At 68.2% G+C, this 16,671-nt stretch carries 17 protein-coding genes and 1 pseudogene; 8 read left to right on the forward strand and 10 right to left on the reverse strand.

Translation table 11 applies throughout. From position 1 onward, the window contains the following. Positions 1–229: 229 nt before the first annotated feature. The 4 genes from trxB (at position 230) to Q2100_RS20120 (ending at position 3,333) form a co-directional block, all read left to right on the forward strand. A complete protein-coding gene (gene trxB, locus Q2100_RS20105) occupies positions 230–1,201 on the forward strand; it encodes a thioredoxin-disulfide reductase (protein ID WP_302915478.1) in 972 nt (323 codons plus the stop codon). Positions 1,202–1,241: 40 nt separating this feature from the next. After that, positions 1,242–1,574, forward strand: a complete 333-nt coding sequence (trxA, locus tag Q2100_RS20110; RefSeq protein ID WP_302915479.1) for a thioredoxin — start codon at positions 1,242–1,244, stop codon at positions 1,572–1,574. A 144-nt stretch (positions 1,575–1,718) separates the two neighbouring features. Beyond that, entirely contained in the window at positions 1,719–2,912 is a 1,194-nt protein-coding gene (locus tag Q2100_RS20115; protein ID WP_302915480.1) for an N-acetylmuramoyl-L-alanine amidase, read from the forward strand. 22 nt (positions 2,913–2,934) lie between these two features. Beyond that, positions 2,935–3,333, forward strand: a complete 399-nt coding sequence (locus Q2100_RS20120; RefSeq protein WP_302915491.1) for a VOC family protein — start codon at positions 2,935–2,937, stop codon at positions 3,331–3,333. A 13-nt stretch (positions 3,334–3,346) separates the two neighbouring features. Here Q2100_RS20120 and Q2100_RS20125 read toward each other — a convergent pair. From Q2100_RS20125 to rpmH, 10 genes and pseudogenes are all read right to left on the reverse strand, one after another. Further along, a pseudogene (locus tag Q2100_RS20125) lies at positions 3,347–4,204 on the reverse strand (class I SAM-dependent methyltransferase). Between the two features lie 4 nt (positions 4,205–4,208). Then, entirely contained in the window at positions 4,209–4,952 is a 744-nt protein-coding gene (locus Q2100_RS20130; protein WP_264014451.1) for an acetyltransferase, read from the reverse strand. A gap of 218 nt (positions 4,953–5,170) precedes the next feature. Next, complete coding sequence (locus Q2100_RS20135) at positions 5,171–6,154, reverse strand: ParB/RepB/Spo0J family partition protein (protein ID WP_302915481.1); 984 nt, start codon at positions 6,152–6,154, stop codon at positions 5,171–5,173. Between the two features lie 39 nt (positions 6,155–6,193). Further along, positions 6,194–7,264 carry a ParA family protein gene (locus tag Q2100_RS20140; RefSeq protein WP_302915482.1) on the reverse strand — a complete coding sequence of 357 codons (1,071 nt, stop codon included), beginning with the start codon at positions 7,262–7,264 and terminating at the stop codon, positions 6,194–6,196. Continuing rightward, entirely contained in the window at positions 7,261–7,962 is a 702-nt protein-coding gene (rsmG, locus tag Q2100_RS20145) for a 16S rRNA (guanine(527)-N(7))-methyltransferase RsmG (protein ID WP_302915483.1), read from the reverse strand. The genes Q2100_RS20140 and rsmG overlap by 4 nt, the downstream gene beginning before the upstream one ends. A gap of 48 nt (positions 7,963–8,010) precedes the next feature. After that, positions 8,011–8,574, reverse strand: a complete 564-nt coding sequence (locus tag Q2100_RS20150; RefSeq protein ID WP_302915484.1) for a Jag family protein — start codon at positions 8,572–8,574, stop codon at positions 8,011–8,013. Positions 8,575–8,609: 35 nt separating this feature from the next. Then, positions 8,610–9,716, reverse strand: coding sequence for a membrane protein insertase YidC (gene yidC / locus Q2100_RS20155; protein WP_302915485.1), 1,107 nt, complete (start codon positions 9,714–9,716; stop codon positions 8,610–8,612). Next, entirely contained in the window at positions 9,709–10,038 is a 330-nt protein-coding gene (yidD, locus tag Q2100_RS20160) for a membrane protein insertion efficiency factor YidD (protein ID WP_269894935.1), read from the reverse strand. The genes yidC and yidD overlap by 8 nt, the downstream gene beginning before the upstream one ends. After that, positions 10,035–10,391 (reverse strand): ribonuclease P protein component, encoded by a 357-nt coding sequence (gene rnpA, locus Q2100_RS20165; RefSeq protein ID WP_302915486.1) that lies wholly within the window; start codon positions 10,389–10,391, stop codon positions 10,035–10,037. Before rnpA ends, yidD begins: the two co-directional genes overlap by 4 nt. A 21-nt stretch (positions 10,392–10,412) precedes the next feature. Further along, the gene (rpmH, locus tag Q2100_RS20170) at positions 10,413–10,556 is read right to left on the reverse strand and encodes a 50S ribosomal protein L34 (RefSeq protein ID WP_264014458.1); all 144 of its coding nucleotides are present in this window, start codon (positions 10,554–10,556) and stop codon (positions 10,413–10,415) included. Between the two features lie 561 nt (positions 10,557–11,117). On the opposite strand from rpmH, the gene dnaA reads away from it, so the two are divergent. From dnaA to recF, 4 genes are all read left to right on the forward strand, one after another. Continuing rightward, positions 11,118–12,614, forward strand: coding sequence for a chromosomal replication initiator protein DnaA (dnaA, locus tag Q2100_RS20175; protein WP_302915487.1), 1,497 nt, complete (start codon positions 11,118–11,120; stop codon positions 12,612–12,614). 612 nt (positions 12,615–13,226) lie between these two features. After that, on the forward strand, positions 13,227–14,420 hold the full coding sequence (gene dnaN, locus Q2100_RS20180) for a DNA polymerase III subunit beta (protein ID WP_302915488.1): 1,194 nt from the start codon (positions 13,227–13,229) through the stop codon (positions 14,418–14,420). Positions 14,421–14,451: 31 nt separating this feature from the next. Further along, the gene (gnd, locus tag Q2100_RS20185) at positions 14,452–15,345 is read left to right on the forward strand and encodes a phosphogluconate dehydrogenase (NAD(+)-dependent, decarboxylating) (protein ID WP_302915489.1); all 894 of its coding nucleotides are present in this window, start codon (positions 14,452–14,454) and stop codon (positions 15,343–15,345) included. Between the two features lie 3 nt (positions 15,346–15,348). Then, positions 15,349–16,503, forward strand: coding sequence for a DNA replication/repair protein RecF (recF, locus tag Q2100_RS20190; protein WP_302915490.1), 1,155 nt, complete (start codon positions 15,349–15,351; stop codon positions 16,501–16,503). Positions 16,504–16,671: the final 168 nt, after the last annotated feature.

The raw sequence follows: 16,671 nt of genomic DNA on the forward strand, positions 1-16,671 counted from the left end.
CGTGACCTCGCGCATCTGGGCGGTGACGACGCGTCGGCCGTCGGTGTGCCCGCCGCGGTGACGGCGGGTGTCACCGCGGCACTGCGGGCGGCGCCGCCCCACCCCCGGCCCGGGTGTTGACCGCCGCACACTCGCGCCGGTCGTAGTCTGACCCACAGCCGATCGGGGAACACCCGGACCTAGGCTGGTGTTTGTACCCGTGCCGGCGTGATACGGCAGAAAGGCCCACATGACCACCTCATCGAAGGTCCACGACCTGATCATCATCGGTTCTGGCCCGGCGGGTTACACCGCGGCGATCTACGCCGCCCGTGCCCAGCTCGAGCCCCTGGTCTTCGAGGGCACCCAGTTCGGCGGCGCACTCATGACCACCACCGAGGTGGAGAACTTCCCCGGCTTCCGCAACGGCATCACCGGTCCCGAACTGATGGACGAGATGCGCGAGCAGGCCCTGCGCTTCGGCGCCGACCTGCGCATGGAGGACGTCGACGCGGTGTCGCTGGAGGGTCCGGTCAAGACGGTGACCGTCGGTGACGAGACCCACCGGGCGCGCGCGGTGATCCTGGCGATGGGCGCCGCGGCGCGCCACCTCGGCGTGCCCGGCGAGGACACGCTGCTCGGGATGGGCGTCAGCACCTGTGCGACCTGTGACGGGTTCTTCTTCCGCGACCAGGACATCGCGGTGATCGGTGGCGGCGACTCCGCGATGGAGGAGGCCACGTTCCTCACCCGGTTCGCCCGCAGCGTCACCGTGATCCACCGGCGTGAGGAGTTCCGCTCCTCCCGCATCATGCTCGACCGGGCCCGCGCCAACGAGAAGATCACGTTCCTGACCAACACCCAGGTGACCGAGATCGAGGGCGACCCCAAGGTGACCGGCATCCGGCTGCGCGACGCCATCACCGGCGAGGAGTCCAAGCTCGCCGTCACCGGCGTGTTCGTCGCCATCGGGCACATCCCGCGCTCGGATCTGGTGCGCGGTCAGGTGGAGCTCGACTCCGACGGCTACGTGCAGGTCGAGGGTCGCACCACGAGCACGTCGATCGAGGGCGTGTTCGCCGCGGGCGACCTCGTCGACCGGGTCTACCGGCAGGCGATCACCGCGGCAGGCAGCGGCTGCGCGGCGTCCATCGACGCTGAGCGCTGGCTCGCCGAGGTCGGCGCCGCCCCGAGTGATCAAGAGATCTCAGCGCCGATCTGACCCCGTCTCAAACCACAGTCCGAACCTAAGGAGAATTACGATGCCCGAGACCTCCGCGACGGTCGCCGTCACCGACGACTCGTTCGCCGACGACGTACTGTCAAGCAGCACACCGGTTCTGGTGGACTTCTGGGCCACCTGGTGCGGCCCGTGCAAGATGGTCGCCCCGGTGCTCGAGGAGATCGCCGGCGAGAAGGCCGGCGACCTGACCGTGGCGAAGCTCGACGTCGACGCCAACCCGAACACCGCACGCGACTTCCAGGTGGTGTCGATCCCGACCATGATCCTGTTCAAGGACGGCGAAGCGGTGAAGCGCATCGTCGGCGCCAAGGGCAAGGCCGCGCTGCTTCGCGAACTGGCCGACCTGGTCTGACATCCGCCACGCGGCAACCACGACCCGCCTGCGGTTTTCCGGATTCTGGCGAAGGTCTGCGACAATACTGGCTAGCGGTTCATGAAATAGTCGGCGCTGTCATTTTCTGTCAGCCGGATCGAAAGGCCATCCTGGAGGGCCAGTATGTCGATTCTTCGTCGCGGTGACCGCGGGGGTGCGGTCACCGAGGTCCGCGCGGCATTGTCCGCACTGGGCCTGATCGACAGCCCGGACGATGACCTGAGCACCGGCAGGCACGTCGCGCTCGACGTGTTCGACGGCGAGCTCGACCACGCCGTCCGTGCATTTCAGCAGCACCGCGGCCTGCTGGTCGACGGCATCGTCGGCGAAGCCACCTACCGTGCGCTCAAAGAGGCCTCCTACCGTCTCGGCGCCCGCACGCTGGCCCACCAGTTCGGCGCCCCGATGTACGGCGACGACGTCGCCACACTGCAGGCCCGGCTGCAGGACCTGGGTTTCTACACCGGCCTGGTCGACGGTCACTTCGGGCTGCAGACGCACAACGGGTTGATGTCCTATCAGCGCGAGTACGGCCTGTACCCGGACGGTATCTGCGGTCCGGAGACGTTGCGGTCGTTGTACTTCCTCGGCTCCAGGGTGACCGGCGGTTCGCCGCACGCGATCCGCGAGGAGGAGCTGGTGCGGCGCTCGGGGCCCCGGCTGTCGGGTAAGCGGGTGATCATCGATCCGGGCCGCGGCGGCGCCGACCACGGGCTGATCATGAACGGCCCGGAAGGCCCGATCAGCGAAGCAGACATCCTGTGGGACTTGGCGAGTCGGCTCGAGGGCCGGATGACCGCGATCGGCATGGAGACGTTCCTGTCGCGGCCCAACAACCGGGCGCTGACGGATGCCGAACGCGCCGAGACGGCCAACACCGTCGGTGCGGACCTGATGATCAGTCTGCGCTGCGCGACGCAGTCGAGTCCGTCGGCGAACGGCGTCGCGTCGTTCCACTTCGGGAACTCACACGGTTCGGTGTCCACCATCGGCCGCAACCTCGCCGACTTCATCCAGCGGGAAGTGGTGGCCCGCACCGGATTACGCGACTGCCGCACCCATGGCAGGACGTGGGACCTGCTCCGGCTGACCCGGATGCCTACCGTGCAGGTCGACGTCGGGTACATCACCAACCCGCAGGACCGCTCGCTGCTGGTGTCGACGCAGACCCGTGACTCGGTCGCCGAGGGCATCCTCGCCGCGGTGAAGCGGCTGTACCTGCTCGGCAAGAACGACCGTCCCACAGGGACTTTCACGTTCGCCGAGCTGCTGGCGCACGAACTGTCGGTGGAGCAGGCGGGCCGGCTCCCGTCCTAGCGGGACGGTGTCGCGCCGAGACATGCTGGGCCACCTCGGTGTCAACGTCCCCGACCTCGTCGCCGCCAAGAAGTACTACGACGAGCTGATGCCGCTGGTCGGGTTCGAACCGTTCCTGGTCGCCGACGACCAATTCGCCTTCCGTCCGGCAGGCGGCAAGCCCGGTACGTATCTGTTCTTCTATCCGGCCGTCGAGGCCGGTCCCTACTCACGTCACCGCGCCGGACTGCAGCATCTCGCATTCATGGTGCAGACGCGCTCGGCCGTACATGCCGTACACCAGCTCGTCCAGCGGATCGGCGCCGACGTGGTGCACGAGCCCCAGTCGTTCCCGCAGTACCAGCCGCCCTACTTCGCGACCTTCTGGCTCGACCCGTTCGGCGTGATGCTCGAAGCGGTGTGTCACCACGACCGGGACTGAATCCCTCGTCGGCTCATCGACTCGCCTCGCGTCTGGCGACGACCGCGAAGTTCAGCGGGATCCTCGGCACGGAGTCGGGCAACGTCCAACCCTGCTGACAGGGAACCAGTTCGGTGAACGCCGGCCAGTCCATGTAGGGCAGCTCTGCGAGGGCCTCGATCCGGAGGCCGGCACGAAGTAACGCGGTGACCACCTCATCGATGTCGTGACGCCATTCGTGATTCTCGACATGGGCGACGAGGCCGGCCGACTCTTCGGTGTACGAGCCGGAGTCCTCGTAGGTGCGAGGCCCGCCACCCCCGAGGTAGTCGTCGCTGATGTCCCACGGCGAGAACGCCATCGCCCCGAGGATGGGGTGGTCGTCGCGGATGAGGAACACTCCGCCTGGTTCGAGGAGGTCGTGAATGGATGCCGCCCAGGCCTCGAGGTCCGGCAGCCATACGATCGTGCCTGCGCTGGTGACGACGATCTCGAATCGGCGGTCGATCAGACGAGCCGCGAACCGGGCGTCCCCTTCCACCCATGTGACGTCGCTCCGATCAGCGACTGCGATGCGGGTGGCATGGCGAAGCGAGTTGGGCGACAGGTCGAGTCCGTGGACGCCGACGGCGCCCAGCCGTGCTCATGAGATGGTGTCCAATCCGATGTGGCACTGCAGATGTAGCAGTGACCTGCCTTGCGCCTGACCGCCGGGCAGGTGCGGGGCGAGCACCGACAGATCGTTGCGCACCACCCGCGAGATTGCGGTGCGATCCGCGAGGAACCCGTCGACGTCGTACATGCGCGACCCGACGTGCACCTCGGCGCGGTCGTCCCAGTTGGCTCGGTTCGCCGCGATCGCGGCCGCGTGGCCGCGGGTGTCGCCGACCACGCGACTATCCGATGCGGCCCGCGCCGGCGCCGACGGGCTGCTCCAGCTGTGCGTGTTCGAGCAGCCGCTCCAACGCCGCCTCGACGCCGGCTTTCCAGCCGAGGCCCTGTTCCAGTTCGAGGCGCAGCCGCGGGAAGTACCGGTGCGGGGCGACGACGGTGAACCCGACGTCTTCGAGGAAGTCTGCGGCGATGATGCACTGATCCACCGAGCAGTCGCCGAGGGTCTCGACGACCGCCCCGAGATCGCCCGGCACCAGGCGTGGGTCGGCGAGCTCGGCCGCCTCGGCGGTCCTGCCGAATGCCTCGAGCGCGCGGACGCCCCGTCGAACGAGGTCGCTCACCACCGATGTCAGCAGGCTGCGCGACAGCCCGTCACAGCCGTCGCCGGATTCGACGCCGACCGTCGTCAGCAGGATCGCGTCGGCGCTCACCGGTCCGGTCGGGAAGAGCCGGGCGCGCGGGACGGCGCGGGGCGGCGCGTAGAACGCGTACCCGAGGCAGGAGCCGGTGTCGTCGGTGGGCGCCGCGTCCTCGAAGCCGGGCGCCGCGTGGATGGCGACCTGCCCGCATGAACCCCACTCGAGCATGACCATCGACAGCCACGCTTCCTTCTCGAATTCCGGGTCGCTGAGGTGGTCGTCGGTGCCGAGGGTGGACGGATCCACCTCCCAGAACACGCAGCGGCGCGCATGCTTCGGCAGCTGTTCGAATGCCTCGAGCCGAAGAGGCGTGATTCGGGCCGGCACTAGATTCCCCGGATTCGTCGGTGGGCTGGCGTGCGCGTGTGCGCCTCCAGGATAGGGAAGCCCGCCGAGCCGGGCCCGGTTTCCGCCGCTTCCCGCGGCGAAATCACATTTTCAGACGAAACAGGTTGTCGCGCATCACGATTGCTTAGACGACGAACGCGGTCCGACGTGCGCAGTGGCATCAGTGTCACAGTGACGTAATTACCGTGTGCGGCCGGTCATCGTTGCGACGAGTTCATCAAGTCCACTATCCGCTGCAAGTCTTCGACCGACCCGAACTCCACCACGATCTTGCCCTTGCGTTTGCCCAGGCTCACGGTGACCCGGGTGTCGAAGGCCGAGGACAGCTTCTCAGCAACGTCCTGCAGGCCCGGCATCTGAATCGGCTTGCGGCGCGGAGCCGAGGGGGCCGAGCCGTCGCCCCGATTGGCCAGGGTGACCGCTTCCTCGGTGGCGCGCACCGACAGCCCCTCGGCCACGATGCGGGCGGCGAGTTCCTCCTGCCGCTCCGGACCACCCTCGAGCGAGAGCAGGGCGCGGGCATGGCCGGCCGACAGCACCCCGGCGGCGACGCGGCGCTGAACGGCGATCGGCAGGCGCAGCAGCCGGATCATGTTGGTGATCAGCGGACGGGAGCGGCCGATCCGCGTCGCGAGTTCATCGTGGGTGACGTCGAACTCCTCGAGCAACTGCTGATAGGCGGCCGCCTCCTCCAGCGGGTTCAACTGGGCGCGGTGGATGTTCTCCAGCAGCGCGTCGCGCAGCATGCTGTCGTCGGCCGTCTCGCGGACGATGGCCGGGATGGTGGCCAGGCCGGCCTGCTGGGCCGCCCGCCACCGCCGCTCCCCCATCACCAACTGGTAGCGCGGTGTCTCCGGACCGGTGCTGACGGCCCTTACGACGATCGGCTGCATCAGACCGAACTCGCGGATCGAGTGCACCAGTTCGGCGAGTGCCTCCTCGTCGAAGACCTGCCGGGGCTGGCGCGGGTTGGGCTCGATGGCGGCCGGATCGATCTCCCGGTACACGGCGCCGACATCGCTCGGCTCGGCGACCGGTAGCCCGCCGATCACCACGTCGGCGGCCGCGTCACCCATCCGTGGACCCATGGTGCCCGGGCCGCCCTCGTCGGCCGGACCGGTCGGGATGAGGGATGCCAGACCACGTCCGAGGCCGCTGCGCTTGCGGGTGGGTTGAGTCATCGTCGTCCTCTCGTCACGGATGTGCTGTTGCGTGGGTGCTCATCGCGGCGGGGCCTCGCCCGGTGCACCCCGTTCGGCGAGTTCACGGCTCGCGTCGAGATAGCTCAGCGCGCCGCGTGAGCCCGGGTCGTAATCGAGGATCGTCATGCCGTAGCCGGGCGCCTCGGACACCTTCACGCTGCGCGGGATCACCGTCCGCAGCACCTTGCTGCCGAAGTGCGCCCGGACGTCCGCGGCGACCTGATCGGCGAGCTTGGTGCGGCCGTCGTACATGGTGAGGATGACGGTCGACACGTTGAGTTCGGGGTTGAGGTGCGACTTGACCATCTCGATGTTGCGAAGCAACTGGCCGACACCTTCCAGCGCGTAGTACTCGCACTGGATCGGGATCAACACCTCCGGCGCAGCCACGAGCGCGTTGATCGTCAGGAGCCCGAGCGACGGTGGGCAGTCGATGAACACGTAGTCGAAGTCGAACTGCTTGAGCTCGGCCAGCGCGGTTCGCAGCCTGCCTTCGCGCGCCACCATGCTGACCAATTCGATCTCGGCGCCCGCGAGGTCGATGGTCGCCGGGATGCAGAACAGCCGTTCGTTGTGCGGGCTGCGCTGCAGCGCCTCCGCGACGGGGATCTCCCCGATGAGGACCTCGTAGGACGACGGCGTGCCGGGGCGGTGCTCGATGCCGAGCGCGGTGCTGGCATTGCCTTGCGGGTCGAGGTCGATCACCAGGGTCTTGAGGCCCTGCAGCGAGAGCGCCGCCGCGACGTTCACCGCCGTGGTGGTCTTGCCGACGCCGCCCTTCTGGTTGGCGATGGTGAACACCCGTTGGTGCGCCGGCCGCGGGAGATGACCCTGCGTGGTGTGCAGCAGGCGCACCGCCCGTTCGGCCTCGGCGCCGATCGGGGTGTCGATACCCGCATCGTCGGTCCACGCACCGCCGCTCCCCCCGCGCTGCCATGTTTCACGTGAAACATCGCGGGGAGGCTGCGAGCCGCCACCCGCCGGCGGCCCGGCGACGGACGCTCGCGGCGGCACCGCCGCACCGGTCGGCGGAACCGGAGCGGCCCCACCGCGCGGCCTGGTCCGTTCGCTGTCTGGCCCCGGACTCATCGAGTTCTCCTGCCCGTTCGTTCCGACCGAGCCGATCTCGGCTTCTTCACCTCGCGCCGCGCCACGACCACGGTCGCCGGTGGATCTAGATAGTCCGCGCCACATTTCAACACCCTCACATCGACGGCGCCAACCGACGCCAGCACACGCCGGTGCTCTTCGATCTCCGACTCGGCGCGCTCGCCCTTGAGGGCGATCATGCGGCCACCGTCCCGAAGGAGCGGAATGCTCCACCGGGCGAGCTTGTCCAACGAGGCGACGGCGCGTGACGTGACGACGTCCATCTCCCCCACCTGTTCGCGCACCGCCTTGTCCTCGGCCCGGCCGCGGACGACACCCACGGCGAGTCCCAACTCCGCGATCACTTCGGTGAGGAACTCGCTACGGCGGAGCATCGGTTCCACGAGGGTCACCTCGAGGTCCGGCCGGGCCAGAGCCAACGGTATCCCGGGCAACCCGGCCCCGCTGCCGATATCCCCCAGCCGCTCGTGCGGGGTGAGCAACTCGGCCATCGCCGCACTGTTGAGGACGTGGCGTTCCCACAGTCGCTCGACCTCACGCGGCCCGATCAGCCCGCGCTCGACGCCGGCGCCGGCGAGGATCTCCGCGTAGCGCTGGACGTCAGGCAGGCGGTCCCCGAACAGGGTCCGCCCCGCCTCCGGTGGCGGCCCGGCGTCTGCATGTTTCACGTGAAACATCCCTCCGCCGAACCGCTCGAGAGAACTACACCGGTGTAACTCGGAAGATCAGTCAGCGAGGACGACAACACGGCGGGACGGCTCCACGCCTTCGCTCTCGCTGTGCACGCCCTGGACCGCGGCCACCGCGTCGTGCACGATCTTGCGTTCGAACGGAGTCATCGGCGCCAACTCCTCGCGCTCCCCGGTCTCCAGCACCCGGCGGGCCACCTTGTCGCCTAGCGTCGCCAACTCGTCACGACGATTGCGCCGCCACCCGGCGATGTCCAGCATCAGCCGGCTCCGCTCACCCGTCTTCTGGTGCACGGCCAGCCGCGTCAGTTCCTGCAGTGCGTCGAGCACCTCGCCCTTGCGGCCGACGAGCTTGTTCAGGTCGGTGCCGCCGTCGATGCTCACCACCGCACGGTCGCCCTCGACGTCGAGATCGATGTCGCCGTCGAAGTCGAGGAGGTCCAAGAGCTCCTCCAGGTAGTCCCCGGCGATCTCGCCCTCGGCGACCAATCGTTCCTCGAGGTCCTCCCCGGCGGGCCGGGCGGCGGTCTCCTCGGCGTCAGCCTGCTCGAGGCCGGCGTCGATCTCGTCGGTGCGCTCGGTGGTATCAGCGTCCGTCATCTCTGTCTCTCCCTCTCCACCAGTCCGCGGACTGGTCAACGCTTTCGCTTCTTCGGACGGGCGCCCGGCCGCGGCGTGCGGTTGGCGACCTGTTCTCCGCCGGCCGCCTTCGTGGGGCTGCCGTTGCTCTCTCCATCGACCGTTGCGGTGCTCGCGGGCTCCGCGGCTTCGGACTCCGGCTCGCCCGCGGCGACGTCCTTGCCCGGGGCGGCCGCCGACGCCTTGCGCGCCCGATTCGGCTTGGCGCCAGGCGCCGGCGCATTGGCGGCTCGACGTTCCAGCGCCTCGGTCTTCTTGGCTTCTTCTTCCTTCTCGATCTTGCCGAAGACGTAGTGCTGCTGTCCGTAGGTCCAGATGTTGTTGGCGAGCCAGTACATGATCACCGCGAGCGGCAGGAACGGTCCGCCGACGATGACGCCGAGCGGGAAGACGTACAGGGCGAGCTTGTTCATCATCGCCGTCTGCGGGTTGGCCGCCGCCTCGATGCTCTGCCGCGCCACCGACGCCCGGCTGTTGAAGTGGGTGGCGATGCCGGCCAGGAGCGCGATCGGCACGCCCACCAGGATCACCGACAGGCGGTTGAATTCGGTGAACGCCAGCAGGCCGTGCTGCTGGATCATCGTCGCGCCGAGCGGGGCGCCGAAGAGGTTCGCGTCCAGGAAGTGCCCGACGTCGGTCGCACTGAACACGTAGTTGCCCAGGCTGCGGTTCTCCTCCACCGACAGCCCGAGCCGGCCGATGCCGGTCTGCGTCCGGTTGAACGACATCAGCACGTGATAGAGGCCGAGGAACACCGGCACCTGCGCGAGCATCGGCAGGCAGCCCAGAATCGGGTTGAACCCGTGCTCGCGCTGCAGCTTCTGCATCTCGAGCGCCATCCGCTGGCGGTCCTTGCCGTACTTCTTCTGCAGCGCCTTGATCTGTGGCTGCAGTTCCTGCATCTGCCGGGTGGTGCGGATCTGCCGCACGAACGGCTTGTAGAGGATCGCGCGCAGGGTGAACACGAGGAACATCACCGTCAGCGTCCACGTGAAGAAGTTGTCCGGACCCAGGAACGGGATGGCGGAGAAGGCCTTGTACCAGACCCACATGATCGCCGACACCGGGTAGTAGATGATGTCGAGGCTGAACCAGTTAAACACTCGCCTTGCTCCAGACTTGGTCGTCGTCGGCCGCTTCGGTGCCGCTCGCATGCTCGGAGTGCGCGCACGCGCCGCTGCCACGCTCCGGGATCGGATCCCATCCTCCCCTATGCCAGGGGCCACACTTGGCGAGCCGGACGACGGCCAACCATCCGCCGCGCACCAGTCCGTACTCGGTCAGCGCGTCGACGGCGTACTGACTGCAGGTCGGCATGAACCGGCAGGTCGGCAATCGCAGCGGCGAGACAGTGTGCCGGTAGAGCTGGATGGCCGCGATGACCGCCCGCGCCGCCATCGCACCCGTGCCCCGCAGCCGACTCATCGCGATGTCTCCCGCCGGCGCCGCACGCGAGCAAGACCGTCGCGCAACTGGCGCTCCAGATCGGGCGAGACCGCACGGGCGGAGTTCGGCAGCGCTCGGATCACCAACCGGTCGCGGCTGTCGAGGTCGTCGAGCACGGTCCGCGCCACGTGACGCAAGCGCCGGGACACCCGGTGGCGCACGACGGCGTTGCCGACCGACTTGGCCACGACGAGACCGATCCTCGGACCGCTCTCATCCACGGTGTCGAGGGCGGCGTGCAGCACCAGATCGGGGTGCGCCGAGCGCACCCCTTGACTGACCGTGGAACTGAACTCCGTCGACCGCGTCATCCGGTACCGGGCCGGAAGCACCGCGCTAGATCCTGCGTCGGATCACGCAGTGAGCGAACGACGGCCCTTTTGACGACGACCCGAGACGATCGCACGCCCGGCGCGGGTGCGCATCCGCAACCGGAAGCCGTGGACGCGCGCACGCCGGCGGTTGTTGGGCTGAAAGGTCCGCTTGCCCTTGGCCACGGCAATATCTCCTCGTTACGAGTGGCGGCCACGCGCCACGCACAGCGGACTGTGTCGGTGGACGCGGTCGCCGTTGGTAAGCTCATGCGTCTTGCTAACCGGCGCGGTCTCCGGACCCCGGGTCGCAGCCGTGTCGCCACGTGCGGGCGACTGTTCGAGGGTACTGACGAGATTTCGCTGGGTCAAACCTGCTCGGACCGCTCCTCCGGGGCCCGGAAAACTTCACATCAGTCACAACCTTCACCGTCTTCGAGAAGCTGTCCAGGAGTGCCCAAACAATGTTGCAGAACGGTTGGCACGTCGAGAGAAAACTGTTAGCTTCTGGCAATGCCGTTCCCAGACCGGGGCCGGCGGCGACAACGAAGCGAGGATGCCCACCGCACCGAGAGCCCACAGCATGCATCACCACTGTGACGAGCCCCGGCCTGCGGCGTCCCCGCCGGTAGACAACAGAGAGCGGCGACGTACTGTCTCTATCCACAGACTGTGGATAACCATGTGGACAGACCGTCTTCGTTCCTTTGGTCGTCCTTGGACCGACCACGAGGGGGTAGGCGTCAATTGACTGCTGACCCCGACCCACCCTTCGTCGCCGTGTGGAACAACGTGCTGGCCGACCTCAACGGCGACGCCGACACCCGCGACCGCAACGGCTCCGGCCCACTGCCCGTCCTGACTCCTCAGCAAAGGGCCTGGCTGAAACTCGTCAAGCCGCTGGTGATCACCGAGGGCTTTGCCCTGCTGTCGGTGCCCACGCCGTTCGTGCAGAACGAGATCGAACGCCACCTCCGCGAGCCGATCATCTCCGCGCTCAGCCGGCACCTCGGTCAGCGGGTCGAGCTCGGGGTGCGCATCGCCACCCCCTCGACCGACGACGCCGACGACGCCCCCGGACCGCCGCCACCGGCCGCGGTCACCGAGCCCGACGAGGTCGACGACGACCGGGAGGCGCTCGCCAGCGCCGAGGAGAGCTGGCCGACGTACTTCCGCGCTCCGGCGTCCGACTCCTCGGCCGCCGACGCCAACGCCGTCAGCCTCAACCGCCGCTACACCTTCGACACCTTCGTCATCGGTGCGTCGAACCGGTTCGCCCACGCCGCGTCGCTCGCGATCGCCGAGGCGCCGGCCCGGGCGTACAACCCGTTGTTCATCTGGGGCGAGTCCGGTCTCGGCAAGACCCACCTGCTGCACGCCGCCGGCAACTACGCCCAGCGGCTGTTCCCCGGCATGCGCGTCAAGTACGTGTCGACCGAGGAGTTCACCAACGACTTCATCAACTCGCTGCGCGACGACCGCAAGGCGTCGTTCAAGCGCAGTTACCGCGACATCGACGTCCTACTCGTCGACGACATCCAGTTCATCGAAGGCAAGGAAGGCATCCAGGAGGAGTTCTTCCACACCTTCAACACGCTGCACAACGCGAACAAGCAGATCGTCATCTCCTCCGACCGGCCGCCCAAGCAGCTGGCCACACTGGAGGACCGGCTGCGGACCCGCTTCGAGTGGGGTCTGATCACCGACGTCCAGCCGCCGGAACTCGAGACGCGCATCGCGATCCTGCGCAAGAAGGCGCAGATGGACCGCCTCGACGTGCCCGCTGACGTGCTGGAACTCATCGCGGCCGGGGTCGAACGCAACATCCGCGAACTCGAGGGCGCCCTGATCCGCGTCACCGCGTTCGCCTCGTTGAACAAGACCCAGATCGACAAGTCGCTGGCCGAGATCGTCCTGCGGGACCTCATCTCCGATGCCGGCACCATGCAGATCAGCACCGCGGCGATCATGGCCGCCACCGCCGAGTACTTCGAGACGACGGTGGAGGAACTGCGCGGCCCGGGTAAGACCAGGGCGCTGGCACAGTCACGGCAGATCGCGATGTATCTGTGCCGCGAGCTCACCGAGCTCTCGCTGCCGAAGATCGGTCAGGCCTTCGGCCGCGACCACACCACGGTGATGTACGCCGAGAAGAAGATCCGCGGCGAGATGGCGGAGCGCCGTGAGGTGTTCGACCACGTCAAGGAACTCACCACCCGGATCCGTCAGCGCTCCAAGCGCTGAGCTCCTGCTCCCCATCTCATCCCGCGCGGTGTCCCGCGCGCCATTCGCGTGCGCTCCCCCGCACCGCCATGCCATCCCGACGCGCCCGGCCGGTGCCGTCGGACGTCGAATCGCACTCCTCGCGGCGAAAAACTTCCGTCACATCGGCATCACTCGTCACCGCCGCGACCTGTGCACAACGGTGTGAACAACATGGTGGCCGATCGGCCGAACCGCCGAAGTTGTCATGCATCGACCGGGTGCTCCACAGTTCCCGACCGCCCGCAGCCGGCCCGTCCACAGCCCACTCACAATTCGACACGCATGACTGCCAGCGCCGACGCGGCTTCATCCCCAGCGTCCACAGCCCCTATTACTGTTACTCATTTATCTCCATTGGTTTCCTCTCTGAAGACAGCGCCTGGGGAAACTCCGTCACCACCCCGGCCGGACGGCCGCACATGCCCGGTTGTCACCCCGATCGATTAGCTTTCAAGTTGGCGCGGAAAGCTCTACGGTGGTTCATCGACAGCCGTTACGGTCATCGCATCGCATGCAGGTCACGCGGGTTGAGACGCCGGGAAACCGCTGGTTATCGCTGATTGTGTGGTTCATCGAAGGGACGTTTTGGACGTGACGACATCGACGGCTGGTCTCACGGATCTGAAATTCCGACTGGTGCGTGAGGACTTCGCCGACGCGGTGGCCTGGGTGGCCCGCAATCTGCCCACCCGGCCGACCGTCCCGGTGCTCGCCGGGGTGCTCCTCACCGGCAGCGACGACGGGCTGACGATCTCGGGATTCGACTACGAAGTCTCCGCCGAGGTCCGCGTCGCCGCCGAAATCGCTTCTCCGGGAAGCGTTCTGGTCTCCGGACGGCTGCTGTCCGACATCACCAGGGCGTTGCCCGCCAAGCCGGTGGACGTCAGCGTCGAAGGCACCCGCGTCTCGCTGACCTGCGGCAGCTCCCGATTCTCGCTCCCGACGATGGCCGTCGAGGACTACCCGACGCTGCCCACGCTGCCCGAGGAGACCGGTGTGGTTCCCGCCGGCCTGTTCGCCGAGGCGATCGGCCAGGTCGCGGTTGCCGCCGGCCGGGACGACACCCTGCCGATGCTCACCGGGATCCGGGTCGAAATCTCCGGCGAATCGGTGGTTTTGGCGGCGACCGACCGGTTCCGTCTCGCGGTCCGCGAACTGACGTGGTCCACCGGGACCGCCGACATCGAGGCCGCGGTGCTGGTGCCGGCCAAGACGCTGGCCGAAGCGGCCAAGGCCGGTTCCGACGGTTCCGACGTCCACCTTTCGCTCGGCGCCGGTGCAACCGTCGGCAAGGAAGGCCTGCTCGGCATCCGCAGCGAGGGTAAGCGCAGCACCACCCGACTGCTCGACGCCGAGTTCCCGAAATTCCGCCAGCTGCTGCCCAGCGAGCACACCGCGGTGGCGACCATCGGCGTCGCCGAGCTGACCGAGGCGATCAAGCGCGTCGCACTCGTCGCCGACCGCGGCGCGCAGATCAGGATGGAGTTCTCCGAGGACGCGCTGCGCCTGTCGGCCGGTGCGGACGACGTCGGCCGCGCCGAGGAGGACCTTCCGGTGTCGTTCGCCGGCGATCCGTTGACCATCGCGTTCAACCCGACCTACCTCACCGACGGCCTCGGTTCGTTGCATTCCGAGCGGGTGGCGTTCGGCTTCACGACACCCAGCCGTCCCGCTGTGTTGCGGCCCGCAGGCGAGGATGATGGAACCGTCGGCGCAAGTGGCCCCTACCCGGCCGCCCAGACCGATTACGTGTATCTGTTGATGCCGGTACGGCTTCCCGGCTGACCGGCCCCTACCGCCGGAGAAGAGGGCATACATGCAGCTGGGTCTGATCGGGCTGGGCAAGATGGGCTTCAACATGCGGGAGCGCCTGCGTGAAGGTGGCCACGAGGTCGTCGGATTCGACCCACGCCCGGAGGTGACCGACGTACCCACCATCGGCGCCCTGGCCGAGGCCCTCGCGGCACCCCGGGTGGTGTGGGTGATGGTGCCGTCGGGACCCATCACCCACGACACGATTGCGACGCTGGCGAACGAGCTCAGCGAGGGCGACCTGGTGATCGACGGCGGCAACTCCCGCTACACCGAAGATGGTCTGCACGCGAAACTTCTGTCCGAGAAGGGAATCGCGTTCATCGACGCGGGTGTCTCCGGCGGTGTCTGGGGCCTGAAGGAGGGCTACGGCCTGATGGTCGGCGGCAGCGACGCCGACGTCGAGCGGGCCATGCCGATCTTCGACACGTTGCGGCCGCCGGGTGACCGCGCGGACGGATTCGTGCACGCCGGGCCGGTGGGTGCGGGTCACTTCGCGAAGATGGTGCACAACGGGGTGGAGTACGCCCTGATGACTGCGTACGGCGAGGGCTACGAGATGCTCGCTGCCCAGGAGCTGATCACGGATCCGCAGGCGGTGTACCAGGCGTGGAGCAACGGCACCGTGGTGCGGTCATGGTTGCAGCAGCTGCTTGCCAAGGCGCTGAAGGAAGATCCGCAGCTGGCCGAGATCTCCGGCTACACAGAGGATTCCGGTGAGGGCCGGTGGACGGTGGAAGAGGCGATCCGGTTGCGGGTCCCGGTGCCGAGTATCGCAGCATCCCTGTTCGCGAGATTCTCCTCGCGTCAGGAGGATTCGCCGACGATGAAGGCCGTCGCGGCGCTGCGCAACCAGTTCGGGGGTCACGCCGTCAAGAGGATCAGCGAGTCCGGTTAGCCCGTGTACGTCCGTCACGTGACACTCACCGATTTCCGGTCCTGGGCGCACATCGACATCGATCTGACGCCGGGCCGGACGGTGTTCGTCGGTCCCAACGGCTTCGGCAAGACGAATCTCGTTGAGGCGTTGTGGTACTCGGCTACCCTCGGGTCGCACCGCGTGGGTGCGGACGCACCGCTGATCCGGACGGGCGCCGAACGCGCGGTGGTGTCGTCGATCGTCGTCAACGACGGCCGCGAACTCGCCGTCGACCTCGAGATCACCAGTGGCCGTGCGAACAAGGCGCGGCTGAACCGCTCCCCCGTCCGCAGTGCGCGCGAGATCCTGGGGGTGCTGCGCGCGGTGCTGTTCGCGCCCGAGGACCTGGCGCTGGTGCGCGGCGACCCGAGTGACCGGCGCCGCTATCTCGACGATCTGGCCACCACGCGCAGGCCGGCGATCGCGGGCGTGCGTGCGGATTACGACAAAGTGGTGCGACAGCGGACCGCGCTGCTGAAGACCGCCGCGGGTGGCCGGCACCGCGGGGACCGCAGTGTGCTGGACACCCTCGACGTGTGGGACGGCCACCTGGCTGCGCACGGGGCCCGGCTGATGGCGGCGCGCGCGGTGCTGATCTCCGAACTCGCTCCCGAGGTGGAGAAGGCCTATCAACTCCTGGCTCCCGCGTCGCGGCCGGCCGCCATCCGGTACCGCCCCAGCATCGAGCTGGACGACGACGCGCCGGCACCCGACAGCGTCCAGCACTACGAGGCGGCGCTACTGGCGGCGATGAGTAGCCGGCGCGACGCGGAACTGGAGCGCGGTGTCTGCCTGGTCGGTCCGCATCGCGACGACCTCGAGCTACGGCTCGGCGATCAACCCGCGAAAGGCTTTGCCAGCCATGGCGAGTCGTGGTCGATGGCGCTCTCGCTGAGATTGGCGGCCTACGAACTGCTGCGCGCCGACGGCGGCGACCCGGTGCTGCTGCTCGACGACGTGTTCGCTGAACTGGACACCGCGCGGCGGCGGGCGCTGGCCACCGTCGCCGAGTCCGCGGAGCAGGTGCTGGTCACCGCGGCCGTCGCCGAGGACATCCCCGAGGGCTGGGACGTCCGGCGGATCGAGATCCGCATGACGGACGGCGACGACGGCCGGATATCGACGGTGCACACATGACAGACGACGAGATCCCCAAGAAGAACGACGACGCAGGCGATCCCGCGCCGGGTCCGCCGGCCCATCTGGCCGGCCTGTCCGGAATGGACCTGGTGCGCCGCACGCTGGAGGAGGCCCGCGGCGCCGCCCGCAGCCAGGGCAAGGACGTCGGCCGCGGCCGCACCTCCC

It is taken from the genome of Mycolicibacterium arseniciresistens (genome assembly GCF_030519285.1).
GTDB lineage: Bacteria > Actinomycetota > Actinomycetes > Mycobacteriales > Mycobacteriaceae > Mycobacterium > Mycobacterium arseniciresistens.